Annotated in this window: 19 protein-coding genes and 1 pseudogene; 12 read left to right on the plus strand and 8 right to left on the minus strand. The window is 60.8% G+C overall.

Annotated features, from left to right (window positions below; all coding sequences use genetic code 11):
* Positions 1–227: 227 nt before the first annotated feature.
* The 4 genes from EJ071_RS15135 (at position 228) to EJ071_RS15150 (ending at position 2274) form a co-directional block, all read left to right on the plus strand.
* Positions 228–932, plus strand: a complete 705-nt coding sequence (locus EJ071_RS15135) for a ParA family protein (RefSeq protein ID WP_126098569.1) — start codon at positions 228–230, stop codon at positions 930–932.
* Between the two features lie 4 nt (positions 933–936).
* A complete protein-coding gene (locus tag EJ071_RS15140) occupies positions 937–1263 on the plus strand; it encodes a hypothetical protein (protein WP_126098570.1) in 327 nt (108 codons plus the stop codon).
* 184 nt (positions 1264–1447) lie between these two features.
* Positions 1448–1924: a helix-turn-helix transcriptional regulator gene (locus EJ071_RS15145; protein WP_189521483.1), complete on the plus strand. Its 477-nt coding sequence runs from the start codon at positions 1448–1450 to the stop codon at positions 1922–1924.
* 167 nt (positions 1925–2091) lie between these two features.
* Positions 2092–2274, plus strand: a complete 183-nt coding sequence (locus EJ071_RS15150) for a WGR domain-containing protein (protein ID WP_320275625.1) — start codon at positions 2092–2094, stop codon at positions 2272–2274.
* A 124-nt stretch (positions 2275–2398) separates the two neighbouring features.
* Here EJ071_RS15150 and EJ071_RS15155 read toward each other — a convergent pair whose 3' ends face one another.
* Entirely contained in the window at positions 2399–2725 is a 327-nt protein-coding gene (locus EJ071_RS15155; RefSeq protein WP_126098572.1) for a DUF736 domain-containing protein, read from the minus strand.
* A gap of 625 nt (positions 2726–3350) precedes the next feature.
* On the opposite strand from EJ071_RS15155, the gene EJ071_RS15165 reads away from it, so the two are divergent.
* Entirely contained in the window at positions 3351–3581 is a 231-nt protein-coding gene (locus EJ071_RS15165; protein WP_126098573.1) for a hypothetical protein, read from the plus strand.
* Positions 3582–3738: 157 nt separating this feature from the next.
* Here EJ071_RS15165 and EJ071_RS15170 read toward each other — a convergent pair whose 3' ends face one another.
* The 6 genes and pseudogenes from EJ071_RS15170 to EJ071_RS15195 form a co-directional block, all read right to left on the minus strand.
* Positions 3739–4671, minus strand: coding sequence for a DUF2493 domain-containing protein (locus EJ071_RS15170; RefSeq protein ID WP_126098574.1), 933 nt, complete (start codon positions 4669–4671; stop codon positions 3739–3741).
* A 329-nt stretch (positions 4672–5000) separates the two neighbouring features.
* On the minus strand, positions 5001–6050 hold the full coding sequence (locus tag EJ071_RS15175) for a toprim domain-containing protein (RefSeq protein WP_126102596.1): 1050 nt from the start codon (positions 6048–6050) through the stop codon (positions 5001–5003).
* 338 nt (positions 6051–6388) lie between these two features.
* Positions 6389–6961, minus strand: a pseudogene (locus EJ071_RS15180) (ParB/Srx family N-terminal domain-containing protein); the annotation flags it as partial.
* Between the two features lie 162 nt (positions 6962–7123).
* On the minus strand, positions 7124–7519 hold the full coding sequence (locus EJ071_RS15185) for a DUF2958 domain-containing protein (protein WP_126098575.1): 396 nt from the start codon (positions 7517–7519) through the stop codon (positions 7124–7126).
* Entirely contained in the window at positions 7516–8487 is a 972-nt protein-coding gene (locus EJ071_RS15190) for a zincin-like metallopeptidase domain-containing protein (protein WP_126098576.1), read from the minus strand. The genes EJ071_RS15185 and EJ071_RS15190 overlap by 4 nt, the downstream gene beginning before the upstream one ends.
* 257 nt (positions 8488–8744) lie before the next feature.
* The gene (locus EJ071_RS15195; RefSeq protein WP_126098577.1) at positions 8745–8960 is read right to left on the minus strand and encodes a hypothetical protein; all 216 of its coding nucleotides are present in this window, start codon (positions 8958–8960) and stop codon (positions 8745–8747) included.
* A 98-nt stretch (positions 8961–9058) separates the two neighbouring features.
* Between EJ071_RS15195 and EJ071_RS15200 the strand changes: the two genes are divergently transcribed.
* Positions 9059–9511 carry a MucR family transcriptional regulator gene (locus EJ071_RS15200; RefSeq protein WP_126098578.1) on the plus strand — a complete coding sequence of 151 codons (453 nt, stop codon included), beginning with the start codon at positions 9059–9061 and terminating at the stop codon, positions 9509–9511.
* 789 nt (positions 9512–10300) lie between these two features.
* On the opposite strand, the gene EJ071_RS15205 is transcribed toward EJ071_RS15200, so the two are convergent.
* Positions 10301–11371, minus strand: coding sequence for an NAD/NADP octopine/nopaline dehydrogenase family protein (locus EJ071_RS15205; RefSeq protein ID WP_126098579.1), 1071 nt, complete (start codon positions 11369–11371; stop codon positions 10301–10303).
* Positions 11372–11601: 230 nt separating this feature from the next.
* Between EJ071_RS15205 and EJ071_RS15210 the strand changes: the two genes are divergently transcribed.
* Genes EJ071_RS15210 through EJ071_RS15235 form a run of 6 tightly spaced genes read left to right on the plus strand, consistent with a single transcriptional unit; the run spans position 11602 to position 16717 of the window.
* Positions 11602–12573, plus strand: a complete 972-nt coding sequence (locus EJ071_RS15210; protein ID WP_126098580.1) for a LysR family transcriptional regulator — start codon at positions 11602–11604, stop codon at positions 12571–12573.
* Positions 12570–14030 (plus strand): NAD(P)/FAD-dependent oxidoreductase, encoded by a 1461-nt coding sequence (locus EJ071_RS15215; RefSeq protein WP_126098581.1) that lies wholly within the window; start codon positions 12570–12572, stop codon positions 14028–14030. The genes EJ071_RS15210 and EJ071_RS15215 overlap by 4 nt, the downstream gene beginning before the upstream one ends.
* Positions 14027–14509, plus strand: a complete 483-nt coding sequence (locus EJ071_RS15220; RefSeq protein WP_126098582.1) for a hypothetical protein — start codon at positions 14027–14029, stop codon at positions 14507–14509. Before EJ071_RS15215 ends, EJ071_RS15220 begins: the two co-directional genes overlap by 4 nt.
* Positions 14506–15069 (plus strand): peroxidase-related enzyme, encoded by a 564-nt coding sequence (locus tag EJ071_RS15225; RefSeq protein ID WP_126098583.1) that lies wholly within the window; start codon positions 14506–14508, stop codon positions 15067–15069. The genes EJ071_RS15220 and EJ071_RS15225 overlap by 4 nt, the downstream gene beginning before the upstream one ends.
* A gap of 55 nt (positions 15070–15124) precedes the next feature.
* Positions 15125–15865: an amino acid ABC transporter ATP-binding protein gene (locus EJ071_RS15230; protein WP_126098584.1), complete on the plus strand. Its 741-nt coding sequence runs from the start codon at positions 15125–15127 to the stop codon at positions 15863–15865.
* 24 nt (positions 15866–15889) lie between these two features.
* On the plus strand, positions 15890–16717 hold the full coding sequence (locus EJ071_RS15235) for a transporter substrate-binding domain-containing protein (RefSeq protein ID WP_126098585.1): 828 nt from the start codon (positions 15890–15892) through the stop codon (positions 16715–16717).
* Positions 16718–16751: the final 34 nt, after the last annotated feature.

Here is a 16751-nt window from a genome sequence, read left to right on the forward strand (position 1 = left end):
TCATAGCGGTTGCGGCCGCAGGCCGCGGATCGAGGGCTTGTCCCTCGATTGCAGGAAAAATGTAACACATTTTCCGTATCCTGCCAAGCAATTTGGTAACGCGAATACGCTTTATGGCCGGCTATCTCTTTATTTCCATAGCCAATATGGTTACATTTCTCCACGTCTGTTCGATCGTGGCGCCATAGATCTGCATGGCTCTACAAACACACAAAGGAGTAACGGCCATGCCGGCAGTCATCGCCGCCATCAACGGCAAGGGCGGCGCAGGAAAGACCACGGCGCTGATGAACATAGCAGGCGAATATGCCCTGAGAGGCCGAAGCGTCGGCTTGCTCGATATCGACCCGCGCAGCAATCTTATGAAGTGGTGGAGCGATTGCCATGACAAGGGCAATCAAGCCGAAGGCCTAGACGTTTTTGGTCCGAAGACAGGCAAGGCAATCGCGGCCTTCTTCGAGAGCAAGGCAAACGTTTTTGACTACGTGCTTGTCGACACGCCCGGTGAGGACACTTCAATCATAGATGGCGTGATCGCGCGCACCGATCTGGTGATCTCGCCAGTGCAGCCGTCGAAGCGGGAGGTCGTCGGCGCAATCGAATGCCTGGAGGTCGTTCGACGCGTCAACAAGACGTACGGAGCAGCATGCCGACACGGCGTGCTGAAGACACGCATTACTCTACCGGTCTGCCACACCGAACTTTACCGCAAAATTCGACCAATCATCGTCGAACACGCCGGGACTTACCTGTTCAAGACCGAAGTGCATGAACGCAACGTTTACAAGGACATCCACAGCGGCCTTGGCACATTGCAGATGCAGGCGGTCACGCCGGCAATCGCCAAAGCACGACGAGAAACATTAGCACTCGTCGAAGAGATTGATTCCCTACTCTCAGGCGAAGAGGGCTCGTCCGTTGAAGCGGGATGAAAAGTTGGCAGCGGCCGAGTTCCTGACCGCGGCGCGGAAATCCCAACCTGCGCCAATGCGGTCTTTGGAAAATATCGGACCGGACGCGCCAGTTCGTTTAGAATCCAACCCCGCGGCGGATGATGACGCCCTGCAGACGCGGACCGATGCGCGGAAGGCGCTTCGCCGGCTCAAGCAAGAGCGGATGAAGGGAGTTCAGAACTTCGTAAACGTCCATCTCGATCGTGAGACCAAGAAGAGACTGAAGCTGGCCTCGTTCGCCTCGGAGACGTCCATGCAGTTTCTGGTCGAGACCGCAATCCGCAAATTTCTTGATGACAACGGGTTCTGATCCGCGACCATCGTTTTGTCGGCCCAGCGTTACCGTATTGGTTATGAAAATGCCGGCAAATGCCGTCGGCGGGGTATTCTTGGCATCACTTTGCATATAAGGTTATAAGGCTGGGATGGTGAGCGTGGGTATATCGTCACCGAAATTGTCGGGTCACGATCAGCAAGGGGCAAAATGGTGTTCTATGGCGGGTAAGGCCAACGAAAGCTACCGCGCGGCGCGTGGGCTGGTCGAGACGAGCGAGCCGGATTTTGAGCGCCCGCTGTGGCGTAAGCCTGGTTTCAACGGCGTGGTTTCGCTGGACGAGATGGACAAGGCGTTGAGCGAGTTTTTGGCTTCGACACGACGCAAGAAGGGCTTGAATCGTGAGCAGCTCGCTGAACTGCTTGGCATCTCTGGCCAGGTCTATGGACGATATGAACGATCCGAATCCAAGCTCAATGTAACGCGGCTGGTTCACCTTTGTGAGATCTTCGGTCTTGCTCCAATCGAGATGATTTACGCGGCGGCGCCGCATCTGTTCGGCAAGTCGTCCAATGAGGCCGCGAACAGGATGGCCCTTATGCGTCTTGTTTCCAGGATGCGGCCCGAGGCTATCGCCTCCCTGCTGTCCCTGGTCAGTGAGCTTTCGGGCGAAGGTGAGATTCCTGATAGTCCTTAAAGCTGGGACTCCCTGCAGCCTGGCTTTCATCAATAAATTGAATCCCAGGGGCTCGGTCGATTCAATCAATGAATTGGACGATCGGCGGGCGCCAGCTGACAATGACGAGCATGGTCGCTGGCAAAACAAAACCAATTTGTCTAAGGCGTGTAGATCCCGAACGGAACATGGCACGCTTCTACAGCCTGGCGCTCCAGCCTACCCTGTTTGGAGGAACGTCGTTGGTGCGCGCCTGGGGCCGCATTGGAACGAGGGGCCGCGAAAAGATCGAGACCTTTGACGGAGACGCTCAAGCCGGTCTCGCTTTCCTGCGCTTGGAGCGGACTAAACGCAATCGCGGTTACCGGTAGATCATGGCGGACGGTGACGTCGTCGCATGGATGCGGGGTTCGCTGTCGGCGACTTGCAGCGCTCAGTGTGGGTTTTACGAGAAGGCCCGCCCGGCGCACCGGGCGGGCCGATGAGAGGAATATCTCAGTCGCCGTTACGGCGCGTCGGGCGAGACCAGATCAGGCTGAACCCTTCGCCCTCTTCGTCCTCTACGAGATTGGCGTAGATCGGGTTGCTGAAGCTCGGATCGTCGAGCTTGAGGCTCAGGTAGTTGCGACCCTCGTTGGACTTCTTGGCCCAAGCGGCGCCGATCTCGACTCGGCCCACGAAAACCCGGTGGCTGGGGGCATTTTCGCCGCTGGCGCGGCTGTCTGGAACAACGCGGACGTTCTGGGCCTGAAGCGAAAGAGTGACGATCTCGCCAGCGAACTCGTTGTTGCCGGACTGCTTGAAGTTGCCGATGGTGGCCATGACGGTTCTCCTTGGTTCTGGATCGAGCCCGCGCCATTGCGGCCTCGATGGCGATCGGCAGGCCGAAGGCGATCGAGGGCGCACCCCGAAGGGGCCTGGACAGCAGAGGAGGAACTATCTTGTCTCGCGAGGAACTCCGGCTCTGGCCGGAAGGGGAAGATAGTTTGACGGCGCTGTTGCGCCTTAGGCGATCGAAGCGAAGCTGATCTTCGGCCAGATCAAGCCAAAAGAGAGGCCGTATTGGAGCAATCGACCAGCCGGAAAGGACCTCAGGAGAGCCTGGCCATCTCGATCAGCCAAGGGCCTGCTCGTGCTTTCGTTGTGCCATGCTCGTATTTGAACCAGGCGCTTGCCCAATGGTCTCGGACAGCTCAGCAGGGATAGGGCGCCCTCTCCCGTGTCGCTTCATGGCGCGTGTAGAGATTAGTGCTGAAGCAGATCAGGGTGTCGGCGCTCGCATCACGCCAGCCCGCGTTGATCGACTCGCTGCTCGCCCGGCCGCTCGCCACCGCCGTGATCAGGATGCGAATGCGGCATTCCGCCTGCCATCGGTCCCGACAGCCAGCGGACGGTCATGAGACATGCATGGTTGTGGCCGGCGCGTCCGGGCGGTGCCATTACGCGCATGGACGCAGTGACGCCGGCTGCAAATCGCGCCGACAATGACAAGATTCCGGCAAGGCCTCAAGACGGGCCTAACCAGCCTCATGGTGCCGAACATGGTATCAAAGCCGGCAACATGCGACGGTGTCACGAAGACAAGCAGAACGAGAAGCTCCAGCCAGGCGGGGTGCATGAGAAGGAGAATCTGGAATTAAAGGAAGATTGCGGCCGCGACGGCTGTAATCGACGATGATGCGGAGGATTGCTGCGCGTGTCGTGAGCCAAAACCTCACCGTAGCGGCTGCGAATGATGGCAGTGCGAGACCGCAAGCGTGAAAATGCGGCCAGCGGAGAGCAACGATGGCAGCAAGCGCCAGGCGCAAGTAGGTTGTGATGCTGAAAGGCGGCGCTCACGCGCCGCCCCATTTACGGAAGTCGTACGTTTTGATGCCGAGCTTCCTGGCTTTGTCGGCGAAATTGTCCTGGATGCCCGTTCCTGGGAAGATGATGACCCCGATCGGCAAGACATCGAGCATCGCGTCATTACGCTTGAACGGTGCGGCGCGCCCGTGCTTCTCCCAGTCGGGCGCGAAGCCGATTTGGGGAACCTTGCGATTGCTGGCCCATTTGGCGGCGATCAGCTCGGCGCCCTTCGGCGACTTGCCGTGGATCAGCACCATGTCCGGATGCTTGGCGTGGACTTTGTCGAGCACGTCCCAGATCAGCTGATGATCATTGAAGTCGAGGCCGCCGGTCAGCGCGATCTTCGAACCGGCTGGCAGCATGACCTCGGTGTCGGCCTTGCGTCGGGCCGCGAGGAAGTCCCGGCTGTCGACCAGCGCGGCGTTGAGATGCCGATGGTTGACCATTGACCCGGTGCGCGGCCGCCAGGCCGAACCGCTGTACTGCTCGTATTGATCGGCGGCCTGGTCGCGCATGAGTTCGAAGGCGTCCCGCCGCTCGAGCATGGTCTGGCCCTGGGCGGTGAGGTTCTCGAGCTCGACCGCCTTGATCTCGGTGCCGTCCTGTTCCCGCTGCAAGCGGCGCTGGGCCTGCTCGTTGTCGTCCAGTTGGCGCTCGATCCGCAGCACCGCGCGATGGAAGACATTGGTAACGGACCAGAGCAGGTCGTCGAGATCGGGTTCGAGGCGCGTATCGGCCAGGGTGGCGATCAGGGTATCGAAGATGTCGGCCACCGCTCCGGCCACATGATCGCCATCGGGCAGCGTTCGCGGATCGGGCTCGTCCGTGAAGGGGCGCCAGCCATAGAGCTGGAGTTCGGTAAGAACGTGGTCGGTCGGGGACGATGCGTGGTGTGGCTCGGTGTCGTCGTGCTCGCTCATGGGGATCTCCCGTCGCCTGGACCGCGACCCTCGCGGCCTTCATGGCGACGAAAGCCCACAGGCGGGGCGCCGGGCACCCGGAGCGAAGTGGAGGGGCGGAGCGTCAGCGCAGGATGGCAGAGGCCGACTATTTTGTCTGGCGATGGAAAGGCGTCGCTCCTGGCCGCTGGCAGTCGCCGGCAGTCGCGCGCCGCCGGAAAATAGTCGGCCGCCGCCATTGCCTGGCCGGCCCGTTTGTGGGCCCGATCGCCCTCTCGAAGGCCGGGTCGCGGCTCTTGTCGGGCGGGCCGTCATCAAGACGCCGGCGGGACCGAATCCCGTCCCGTCTCCTACCGGATCATGCCGCCCGTTTTCAGATAGCGCAGGCGGTCCCTATGCATGAGCTGGTCTGCAATTACTGCCCGGAGTGCGTCGAGACCGAAATGGCGGAGGTCGTCGTTGAAGTCCTCCAATGCCGGCGACAGCGCGATTGCCTCGATCCCGGCCTCGCGTGCCCGCCCTGCCAGGGTGTCGTGGGCACCGTCGCCGGCGGGGTCGTTGTCGCGGATGACATAGAGCCGGCGCAAGGTCGGCGGGAACAGGATGGCCCCGAGGTGGGCTGCCGAGAGTGCCGCCGCCATAGCCATGTCGGGCAAGGCGCATCTCAGCGACAGCGTCGTCTCGATGCCCTCGCCCGCCGCCATCACGCTGGTCGGCACGCCGAACCGGACGGCCTGACCGAGGAGATCGCCCATCGCGCGTCGCGGCGTGTCGATGGGCGCCTTGCCGTTGCCGCCGGGATCGAGCCAGGTGCGGTGCGCGCCAGTCTGTCGTCCGCCGAGATCGGTGACCGCGGCGATGATGGCCGGCCAGGTCTCGGTCGGGCCATGATCCTCGGGTCGATAGTAGCAGCGCGGATGGAACCGGAGCGATCCGGTTCCGCGCAAAGTCGTAATGCCGCGTCCGCGCAGATACGCCTCAGCGAGCGTGCCGGTGATCAGTTGCGACATGGTGAAGAGCCGCCGCGAGGCCTCTGGCGATCCCGTTGGAACAGGATTGGTATTGCCGCATGAAGAACGCGGTTCTGGTTCCGATCTTGGCATCGCCAAGAAGCTGCGTGCCTCGTCAGCGACGTCCTTGAAGTGGATGAGACCGAGCGCATCACGGATGACGTCGAGCAGGTCGCCGTGCTCACCGGTGGCGGCGTCGGTCCACTTCCCCGCCGGTCCTTTCGGCGAGTTCCTGAGCCGGACGAACATCGAGCGGCCCGGCGCATTGCGGACGTCGCCGACCTGCCAGTAATTGCCGGAGCGGCGCCCATTCGAGAGGTAGTGCCGGCACACCGCCTCGGCATGTTCGCCGAGACGGTGGGCGAGTTCGGCGGTATCGCGGCGGGTCATCATGCGGTCTCCCGCTCGCTGACGCGTTCGATGGGGAAGCGCCCGAGCACGCGATCGAGCACCGCGATGCCAGCGGTATCGGTCGCCACGAACATCCTGAGCTTCCACGAAATGATCTCGTGGAAGAGCCCATAGGCGGTGAGTCGCTCGCGCATCGTGTCCGTGAAGCCAGTCAATTCGAGGCGCCAGGCGCACCGGACATAGCCGCGATCGACGACGAGGTCGCCATCGCGGTTGATGCTGACGAAGACGCCCGCGCGCGGGATCTCCGCCGGATCGTAAATCATCGGTCTGTTCTCGATCCGCTCCAGCGCTTCCTCGATTTCCCCAAGACGTCGATCGTCGGTGACGGTGAAGGCCATAAGCTCGTCGAGCTTCATGCCGTCTTGCGCATAGATGTCGAGCAGCTTCGACGAAACCTTAGCGAGGCGCAGGCGCTGCTGCACGAAGGTGGCCGAGACGAAGAAGCGCGCTGCGATTTCCTCGTGTGTGGCGCCCTGGTCGTGGAGGGTCTGGAACGCCCGGAACATGTCGAGAGGATGAAGATCTTCGCGGTGGAAGTTCTCGGCCAAAGAATGCTCCTCGATCGGCACCGCACTGTTCGCGTCCGAGACGATGCAGGGCACCGCTTCGGTCTTGACCATCCGCTTCTGCTTGACCAGGAGTTCGAGGGCGCGATAGCGACGCCCGCCCGCCGGCACCTCGAACATGCCGGTCTCGTTGCGCTCGCCGTCGAGCACTGGCCGGACGTTGAGACTCTGGAGGAGTCCACGTCGTGCAATGGAAGCGGCGAGGTCCTCGATCGACTGCCCGTTCTTGATGCGCCGGACATTGGCCTGGCTGAGGATCAGCTTGTTGAAGGGGAGGTCGCGCGAGGCGTGGAGGGTGATCTTCTGCTTGGCGGTCGCCATGGTCTTTTCTCCGCGACGGGCGGCCGGGAATTCCTCTCGACCTCCAACCCGTCACGAAGAGCAGCGCCGCCCTCTCACTCTGAGGACGGCGCCGCAAAGCCGGCTTTCCGAAGAAGCGCAAAGCCGGAAACCCGGAAATCCGAATCGCCGGTCTTGCGAGTTTCAGAATGCCCACGACGGGGGTGTCAGGATTTCATCGCGTCGGTCGCGAGCTATCCAGGCGACGACGCCTTCTGCCGCACGGGTGCTGCCCGCCTGCCGGGTGGCTTCGGTCCAGACCGATAGCGGCAGGTGGGTGGCAAAAAGGATGTCACGTTCGATTCCCATGCCGAAGGGCAGGTGAACGGACGTCAGTTCCTCGAGCGAGAAGCTGCCGAGCTCGGGATAGCCAAGATCGGCGAGACCGAACAGGGTATCGCCGTCGGCATCGAGCTCGGTGGCGAGCCAGACGCCCTCGCCCGGTGGATTGAAGAACTTGACCACAGGCACGTGGTCGGCACCGCGGTCACGGCCGTTGGCCAGCAGGCGTTCGTGCTGTTCGTCGGTCAGCAGGATCATGCCGCCCTCCTGTCGATCTCAGGCTCGCCGTTCTCGCCGCCGTCAACCGCGCGGCCGGCGTCGGGCAGAAAACCGAGGAGCCAGTCGGCGGCCTTGCTGGCCTGCGAGGCGGCACGCACGATTGCGCGGTTGTCCTCGCGCAGCACTTCGAGCCAGGAGCCGAGGTAGTCGGCATGACGCACAGTCGGCACGATGCCGAGCGCGGCGCAGCAGAAGGCCGAGTTCATCTCCGCGACGAGTTCCTCGAAGGCATACTTCTTGGTGCCGAAGGAGCCGCTGAGGTCGCGGCCGAGCCGCGAGGCGTGCCCGGTGGCGTGGCCGAGTTCGTGGAGCGCCGTGCGATGCCAGTTGATCGGCTCGAAATAGGCGGCGGGCGGCGGCACCCGCACGTAATCGTGGGCGGGCACATAGAAGGCGCGGTCGCCGCCGATGCGGAAGTCAATACCGGTCGCCTTGATCAGCATCTCGACGGTAGGCTCGATCATGCCCGGCGGAGGCGGCGGCACCTCGACGGCGATGTCCTGGGGAAGCCCTTCGCATTGCGCGACGTTGAACACGGTGAAGCGCTTGAGGAATGGAATGGCATGTGTTTCCTCGCCGGTGTCGCGGGCACGCTGCTCTTCGTCCTCGGGGACGAAGCGGTCGGCGTAGACCACGGTCGTGCCGTGCTCGCCCTTGCGGACATTGCCGCCAAGGGATAGGGCCTGACGGAATGTGAGCCAGCCTTGGCCGGGAAATCCATATTGGACGACCGAGCCCCACAGGATGAGGATGTTGATGCCGCTATAGGCACGGCCGGTGCCGGCATTCTTCGGCAGGCCGACCGGTGCTTGCCCTGCCGACGTTCCCCAGGGCTGCACCCACGGGAAGCGCCCGGCTTCGAGCTCGGCAATGACCTTGCCGGTGATTTCCTCATAAAGGCTTGCGCGGTTGGCGCCGGCGCGAGCATGGCGGTGGTGTCTGGACATGGCGGTTCTCCGCGACGGGCGCCGGGAGCCTCTCTCCCAGCCCTCAACCCGTCACGACAAATCCGGTCAGCACTCTCACTCTTGGGGGCGTTGGGGGTCTCCCCCACAGAAGAGGTCGGCCGAGACCACGGCGCGGCCCAGGGAAGGCATTCCCTTTAAAATCGCAAAGGCGCAGAAGCGGAGGTCAGGATTTCAGAACGCAAGCTCAGCCTGCAGGGGTGTCCCAGATAAGCTAGTCGGAATCATTTTGTCGCCAATCAGAGGGGCGATGCCACCATATCGCTAACTTCGCCGTTCAATTCGGGCGTCAGCAGGACCGCCGCATCGCCCGGCATCCCGCGGTTGCACTGCTTGCGCAGCGGCCAGCATTTGACTTCCTTCCTTTTGAAGATATTCAGGAAAGGAAATTGCTCGGTGCGGGATTGTTGGTTTCCGCAAACCGGTGCTTTCAGCCATTTGTCTGAGGCCGACAAAAGTTTTGCAACAATAGGATTGGTGCGCCATCAAACTTGAAGTACATAGCCGGGTGCGGGGGGGCTGGCTTTAGATTTCAACTCCAGGAGTGAATACCTTGAACGAACAAAGCGAGGCTCAAAACCTTGATCTCGTCGGCCTGACGGCGGATATCGTCTCGGCCTATGTGAGCAAGAACGCCCTCCCCGTCGCCGGGCTCGCCGAACTAATTGCCTCTATCCATTCCTCGCTGTCCGGAATCGGCAAGGTTCGCGTGGCCCCCGGGCCGAAACAGGAGCCGGCAGTCAATCCCAAGAGGTCAGTGACGCCCGAGTTCATCATTTGTCTGGAAGACGGAAAGAAGTTCAAATCGCTGAAGCGCCATCTCGGCGTGCATTACGGTATGACACCCCAAGAATACCGTGAGAAATGGAACCTCCCGCAAGATTACCCGATGGTCGCGCCGAACTACGCTGCCCAAAGATCGATCTTGGCCAAGTCAAGCGGGCTTGGACGCAAGACTGCTGCTAGCCCGGCGCCGAAGGCGAAACGAAAGTCACAACGCGGCTAGCAGGGTTCCGCGTTGCGGCAGGCTTTATCGGCGCTTCTGCCTTTCTCCGCGGCGTTAAGGATCATGGCGTTGCATTTGCAACGCCATTTCTTTGAAAAATGCGACGTTGCGAGGCAGTGTCCCACGAAGCTGACCTTTCATTTCAGAAACAAAGAAAGGACTGGTAGAGGCGTCGGCATGCCCGGGAACGTGAAATACATGGTAAGAAAGCCAGACATCTCGCCAATCTGGAAAAGCGGCGAACAGTCTTCGACCGATCGCCGGAATAATGCTTCTGCTGCTCACCGGGCAGGGTATCAAGCGCAAAGCCCCAACGTTTTCACCACGCCAATGTTGCTCCGCACTCCTCCTGGCAAGCGGTAACCTTGTTCCCAGCGCGGTCTTGTTCCCAGCGCGGTCGGCGTCAGATATAATCGCAGGACCAGATGTGATAGGCGTCCGACGAGCATGCGCTCTCCGTGGGCAAATGTTTGAAACGCCTCACGCCAGCGCAGGAACCAAGATTGGTCGGATGTTTGCACCGAATCAACTTGGCAGGAGGCCCGACTGAAAGTGCTCAGATTATTTCAGATAAATTGGCCTAATATACGAGTGATATTCAGGGCACACGCGAGCTATCTTAATGTTTTGCTCGCGACATCGTTGAGTTGGCCCTCACATCCCAGGACTGCTCGTTGAATTTCCGGTAACTAGCCAGTGGCAACTCGACGCCGCCCCTCCCCTATGGCGACGCGTTTGCGTTTGGCCACGCGCCGGGCCTGACTTGGCCCCGCAATCCCCTGTGCCTAGCTAGAATCCCTCGCGCGAAAGGTTCGCGAGGTCTACGTCTGACATTCCCTCGATTCCAAGAGCAGGAAGAATATCGTTGCCTGCCTTGAGATCGCGACCGTAAGCAGCCGACAAGATCGAAATTCCGGACTCGTGGAGTATGGCCGGGTTCCCGGTGATCTTACCCAACAATGCGGTCGGCAGCAGCCCGAACGGGACGTCCTCGAGAATATAGCGGCTTTCGATGGTTGTCGGTCCAAAGCCACCGCGGCCTTGGCGGTCCATCTCCTGATTCATCTCCGAAACGGTTCCCATCGGAACATGGAACGACAACGAAAAATGCTCTTTGACGGTCCGAACTGCGATGCCAAAATGGCTGGCGATGGCAAGCCGTTCGGCATCCAGGGCCTCGATAAGGCGGCCGACGGCAGGGGTGACGTTTCCCCCCTGGCTCCATTGCTCGGCCTTTTCCATGCGCGTCAGATTAAGAAGCGCAATTCCCAGATGATTTTGCGGATTGAGGTTGCTGAGCGCGATCGCAAGCATCCCGTCGCGCTTGACGAAACGATCATCGAACAAGGTTGTGCAAAGTTCGTATCCTTCATCCTGGGCTTTGAAGGGCAGCGTCGCAACGTCAAGCTTCTGGCGAATGGTGGTGACATGGACTTCGGTCGGCCCGAGCTGGCGGCCAGTCAATAGCGTTGTGCCCCAAACGACGATCGGCAACGAGACCTTGCGTTCAGCCAATCGCCTGGAGAGATAAAGCGCCGCGAACGAACAATGCGAACTGATGATGACCGGTATTCCATCAGTCAGATGGGGGATGGCCGCATCCATCACCATCTTGTGGCCGTAGGCCGGGAGCGCAATCACCACCACGTCCGCGTTGGCGACGGCATCCTTGCAGTCCCTGGCAATGCGTACCGGAACCGTCGCCTCTATATCCCCCGTCGCTTTCAACAAATCCCCAGCAGCCAAGGCTTTGGTGCGCTGTCCCGACGGTGACCAAAGTGATGGCGAATGTCCCGAATTCGCCAGATAGGCGGCAAGGCCATAAGCGATTGCTCCGGCGCCCAGAATACTCACGCGCATAATATTCCTCCTGTTGCAGGCTTTATGGTTCGCCTTTGCTGTCGGTCAGCTTCAATTTTTCATTAGGTGGGTTCCGCAAGTTGGAGCCGCGACAACCGTCATTGGCCCGTCCCGATCAGCTATGAGCCGGCAAAATGCACAAAGCCGCAGCGAACATTAGTTTCCCCTTGACATATATCAAAAACGAATGAGACGATGTCAATCATTCGGATTACGCATGTATGGAGAGCATGGAAACCCGAGACCTTCAGACCTTCCTTGCGGTTGCTGCCAGCGGCAGCATCACCAAGGCGGCTGACATGCTCGGGCGTTCCCAGCCTGCGGTTACACGCACCATTCAAGACCTCGAGGCCGAGCTTGGCTTCGAATTGCTGCACCGGATCGGTCGACGCGTGCAGTTGTCTGAAGAAGGGGTCGCCTTCGAGGAGGAAGCGCGGCGCCTGCTGATGTCCTTCACTGAGCTCGCAGCGCGGGCCAAGATGATCGCCGCCGGCAGGGGGCGCATCCTGCAGATTGTAACAACCTCTGCGATCGGCACCGGATTGATCCCCACGGCCCTGGCTGAGCTCCAGGGTGTCGAGCTTCCGCACGAGACGCATCTCGGGCAGTTTCTTCCCTCGATCGTCGCCCAGGAGGTGCGCAGCGGACGCGCCGAGGTGGGGTTTTCGAGCCTGCCGCTCGACACACCCGGCCTGGATGTCCTGCGGCTCTATTCGGCGCCTGATGTTGCCGCCGTGCGGGAGGACGACCCGCTGGCCAGGCTTGATGTCGTTCCGCTTTCGGGTTTTGCCGGCCGCCGAGTCGCCACGCTGCTCAATCCGCTGCGTTTTCAGTTGCATGTCGCCAAAGCGCTGGCGGCCCGGGGCATCGACACTGGCCCAGTGATCCGGACCAATACTGCCTACGGCGCCTTGCAGATCGTGCGCAAGACTGGGGTCGCGGCAGTCATCGATCCCCTCACCGCCTATGGCGTGCCCCTGCCCGGCGTCGTCATTCGGCCCATCGATGTGACCGTTCTCTTTTATTGGGGCGTCGTGGCTGCAGCAAACCGCCCCCTTCGTCCAGTTGCACAGGCGTTGATCGATGCGGTCGAAGCGGTGGCTGAACGGTCGATTGCCGGCTTCAGGAAACTCGATCCAGCCCTGGCCGGACAATTGGTGACCGATCCTGCGTCGGGTACAAATCACGGAACCGGAATATGAAGCATACTCCCACCCCAGCAGGCCTTGCTGCACTGGAAGCTCAGCTTGCCCAGGATCTCGAGTTTCTCGAGCTCCCTGCCAAGCCCTGGGTCCCCAGGCAAATGCATGACGGCGTGCCGGTCCGCGACGTCGTTGTCATTGGCGCCGGCATGTGCGGACTTGCCGCCACGGCAAAGCTTGTGCTGACCGGGATAACCAATGTTGTTGCCTATGATGCGGCTCCGGCCGGGCTCGAAGGACCATGGGTGACGTTTGCCCGCATGCAAACGCTGCGCTCGCCGAAGACCCTGAACGGCCCCTCGCTTGGCCTACCCCAGTTGACCTTCCGCGCCTGGTTTACGGCACAGTGGGGCGTTGCGGCGTGGTACTCTCTGGACAAAATCCCCAGGAGCCAGTGGATGGACTACCTGGTCTGGTATCGCAAAGTTCTTGCTCTGCCGGTGCGAAACAGCGTGCGCATGACCGGTGTCGCGCCCGTCGATGATCTAATTGCGATCGATGTCGAAGGCGCGGAAACAGGCCGGGTTCTCACCCGCCATCTCGTTCTGGCCACGGGTCGGTCCGGCCTCGGCGGTTTTGCCGTGCCCGATTTCCTCAAGGGCATCGATCGCACCTATTGGGCCCATTCTGCCGACGACATCGATTTCGATGCGCTGAAAGGCAAGCGAGTGGCGGTCATCGGCGCCGGCGCCTCTTCCATGGACAATGCCGCAACGGCGCTCGAGGCGGGCGCCGGCTCGGTCGACATGTTGATCCGCCGCAAGGAAATGCCACGCATCAACAAGCTGACCGGCATCGGCAGCCAGGGAGTTGTACACGGCATCTATCACCTCCCCGATGCTTGGAAGTGGAAATTCTTCGACTACACCGCCTCGACCCAGACGCCGCCGCCGCGCTCATCGACGCTCCGCGTGTCTCGCCATCCCAACGCTCGGTTCTTTCTCGACTGCGGCATAGTCGCGGTAAAGCAAGATGCAGAAGGCCTTCTGGTTAAAACCACACAAGGGCCAATGCGCTACGACTTCCTGATCGCGGCGACCGGCTTCTCAAACGACTTCAGCGACCGCCCTGAGTTTGCGGCGCTCGCCCCCCATATCCGCACCTGGTCGGATGGTCGATATTCACCCGATATGGGGCCGCCGCGTGCCGGCATGTCGGAGGCCCCCGATCTCGGTCCCGCTTTCGAGTTTCGCGAACGCATCCCGGGCTCCTGCCCGATGCTGGCGCATATCCACTGCTTCAACGATGCTGCCATGCTGACCCACGGCAAGGTCTCCGGCGATATTCCGGCCGTCAGTGCCGGTGCCGAGCGTCTGGTCCGCGGCATTACCGCATCGCTCTTTGCCGAAGATGTCGAAACCCACTTCGCCAATCTGATCGCCTACGACACCCCCGAACTTTTCGGTGACGAATGGGTCGATTCAACACCTCTGCTGCAGAAGGAGGCCGTCCAGTGATCGACGCAATGGACAAGGCCGCCGGTCTTTCGCCGGAAGATGCCCTTTTCGCTACGCGGCGGTTTCGACCCGAATTCGTGCAAGGCGCGGAGGAATGTCGCCTCTCCGTCCTGCAACCGGCAAACGACCAAGGGCTGGCCGCGAATTTGCGAGTTGCTCTGGCCCGTCGGATGGCCGCCCTCAATGCTGATCCCGTACTGATGGCCGAATATGATGTGCAACTGGCTCAGCTTGGTCCGACGGAGCAGCTTCTGAGCTTGGCGCGGGGCGAAACGGATCTTGAGGAGCCATTGGTGACAATCGCCAAGCATGTCGACCTGATCACGCTGACGCCGAAAAAAGCAGAGGCGAGCCACATCGTGCTGCTGGCGCAGGCGGGGTTAAACAATCCTCAGATCGTCGCGCTCTCCGAACTGATCGCCTTCGTAAACTTCCAGGCGCGGGTCGCGACCGGCTTGCGATTGATGAGGTCGGCATGATTTCCTCGGTTCGCCTGAAGCCTCTGAATTGGCATCCCTATATCGCACCGGTCGAACTCTCCGAGGCCACGCCGGAACAGCTCGAAGCGATGAAGGTCACGCCCTCTGCCAAGAAAGTTTCGGAATATGTGCGCACCCTGGCGCACGATCCCGAAAGCTATCTTGCCCGCACGATCCTGTTCAACGCGATCATGTATGTCGAAGGCGGGCTTGCCCGCCCCGATCGCGAACTTGGCGCGTTGGGCGCCTCGATCGTCAACGGCTGCAAATTCTGTGCCGTCGTTCACGCCCGCCGGCATGCGGAGCTGACCAAGAGCGATGAGGTGGTCACCGCGCTGTACCTCGACAAACCCGAAAAGCTTGGGCCGCGCGATGCGGCAATCTACAGCTTTGCCCGCCGTCTGTCGGCGGCGCCGTCGGAAGCGACGGCAGACGATATCGCCTCGCTGCGATCCGTCGGCATGGATGACGCCGAGATCATCGATCTGATCCACGCCATATCGATCTTCGGCTGGGCAAACCGGCTGATGCACGTTCTGGGCCACGCGGAGAGCGGGTGATCACGTCGCGTGTAGTCAAGCCAGTCCGTCTCACACTTTGAAGGGCCAACCAGAAATGCTTGAACTCAAAAACATAAAGCTGTCTTACGGAAGCACGCAGGTCCTCAACGGCGTCAATCTCTCTGTTAATCGAGGTGACGTGGTGTCGATCATCGGCCCGAGCGGAACCGGCAAGACCACGCTGCTGAAATGCATTAACTACCTGGCCAAGCCGTCGTCAGGAACCATCGCATTCGACCAGATCCGGATGGACTACCAGCGCGCCGACAAGACCGCTGTCCAGGCGATCCGGCTTCGAACGGCGATGGTCTTTCAGCAATTCAATGTCTTCAAGAACATGACGGTCCTCCAGAACGTGATGGATCCGCTTGTCGTCGTGCAGCGCAAATCCGCGGACGAGGCGCGTGAAATCGCGCTGCGAGAGCTTGACCGGGTCGGTCTCTCGGCGAAGCGGGACAGCTATCCTTCCCAGCTGTCGGGCGGCCAGCTCCAGCGCACCGGCATCGCGCGTGCGCTGGCGGTTCGGCCCGACGTGATGCTCTTCGATGAGCCGACGTCATCGCTGGATCCTGAACTCGTCGGCGAAGTTCTGAAGGTGATCAAGGATGTCACGTCGTCAGGGATCACTTCGCTGCTTGTGACCCACGAGATGCAATTCGCAAAGAACATCTCGAACCGGATCGTCTTCATGGATCGTGGCGTGGTTGCCGCCGACGGCAGCCCGGCTGAGATCTTCGACGCGCCATCCAGCCCGCGACTTGCTCAATTCCTGCAGTCAGAACTCGCTTTTCAATAGCTCAACAAGAAGGGAACCTAAGAAATGTCTGCAATCACATCCAGTCTTTCCCGTCGTGCTGCCCTGGCTGTTGCCGGCGGCATCGCAATCGCCCTTGCAACCGCAGGGATCAGTCATGGCGAGACGGTCCGGACGATCAAGATCGCCACGTCGGCGGAATCCAAGCCGCTGGCGTGGGGCGCGATCGGCGTCGAACCGCAAGGCTATGAACCTGATCTGCTGAGGGCGATCAATGCCAAGCTGCCGCAGTACAAGTTCGAGATGGAAGGCGTCTCGGATATCGCGCAGGAAACCGGCCTCGCCACAGGCAAGTACGACATCGCGGTCGGCGGCTACTACAAGTCGCCTGAGCGCGCCAAGCAGTTCCTCATCCCGGAAAACCCGATGGGGGCCAGCCTGATGAAGATCTACAGCAAAAAAGGCAGCGGCATTAATGAAATGAAAGACCTGGTCGGCAAGAGGATCGTTCCGACCACGGCCGGCGGCGGAACCTACAAATTCATCATGAACTGGCAGAAAGAGAACCCGCAATACAAGCTTGACGTGACGGCATCGAGCGCGGGCATCCCCTACCCGAACCGTTTGGACGAAGTTCAGAACGGCAAGTTCGACGCGCTTGTCCTGCCTTCGAATTTGGGCGAACAGACCGTCATCGAGGAAAAGAAGCTCGATATCGTGCCGTCCGAGCCGGTCTTCAGCAACAACACCTACATGCTCATTCACAGGTCGGATGAAAACAAAGTTTTGGCTGACGATGTGAACAAGGTCCTCAAGGAGTTGAAAGACGACGGCACGATCGAAAAGCTCTCGCAGAAATGGTTCGGCGAGGGCATCGTCCAGTACATGAAATAAGCCGATCGCCTGCGACCATATTTGTTAGTCAGCG

Source organism: Mesorhizobium sp. M1B.F.Ca.ET.045.04.1.1, from assembly GCF_003952465.1.
Classification (GTDB): Bacteria; Pseudomonadota; Alphaproteobacteria; order Rhizobiales; family Rhizobiaceae; genus Mesorhizobium; species Mesorhizobium shonense.